We start from the raw sequence: 1,003 nt of genomic DNA on the forward strand, positions 1-1,003 counted from the left end.
CGCGTGGCGTTTACTGTATCAACGAAGACGGACTCGCGTACTATCCTTGACCAAGGCGGCGCGGAATCGCTACTTGGTATGGGTGACATGCTGTACTTGCCTCCAGGTTCTAGCCATACGATTCGTGTTCACGGCGCATTTGCGTCGGATGATGATGTACATGCTGTGGTGAACAACTGGAAGGCGCGTGGTAAGCCAAACTACATCGATGAAATCATCAGTGGTGACCAAGGCCCAGAAAGTTTGCTTCCGGGCGAACAAATGGAATCAGATGAAGAGATGGATCCATTGTTTGATCAGGTGGTTGAGCACGTGGTTCAGTCGCGCCGTGGTTCGGTTTCTGGCGTGCAGCGTCGATTCAACATCGGCTATAACCGTGCCGCACGAATTGTCGAGCAGCTTGAGGCTCAAGGCATCGTGAGTGCGCCGGGTCACAATGGTAACCGTGAAGTCTTGGCTCCAGCGCCACCAAAAGATTAATGAACTTGTTTTACTCACCTTAGTCCAACTGGGGTGAGTAACTTTAGGTCTTTGACCCTCTGATAGGTATCTGAATGAAAAAACTATTTTCAGCGAAACTTTTCTCAGCGCTAGTTTTAAGCATTTCTTTCTTCTCTGCTGCAAATGCAGCCTCTCCAAAAGATGAACTGAACAAACGCCTCGCGATGAATGAAGGCTTCAGTGCCGATTTCTCTCAGCAAGTGATCAGCCCAGAAGGGGAAACAGTCATGGAAGGGGAAGGCACGGTTGAAATCGCTCGTCCAAGCCTTTTCCGTTGGAGCACGACATTCCCAGATGAGAACTTGTTGGTTTCAGACGGTAAAACTTTGTGGTACTACAGCCCGTTTATTGAGCAAGTCAGCATTTACTGGCAAGAGCAAGCGACCGAGCAAACACCATTTGTACTCTTAACTCGCAACAGAGCAAGTGATTGGGATAATTATAAGATCTCCCAGAAAGGGAATGAATTTACGCTTATCCCAACCGCAGTAGACTCTACTCA

The 1,003-nt window shown here is 48.6% G+C and carries 2 protein-coding genes; both read left to right on the top strand.

What is annotated here, in order from left to right; translation table 11 throughout:
* The coding region (locus R7Z50_RS25005) for a DNA translocase FtsK (RefSeq protein WP_318149421.1) at positions 1-480 on the top strand (480 nt) is incomplete at its 5' end.
* A 74-nt stretch (positions 481-554) separates the two neighbouring features.
* On the top strand, positions 555-1,003 hold a 449-nt coding region (gene lolA, locus R7Z50_RS25010), incomplete at its 3' end, for an outer membrane lipoprotein chaperone LolA (protein ID WP_318149422.1).

This window comes from Vibrio sp. 1249-1 (genome assembly GCF_033340495.1).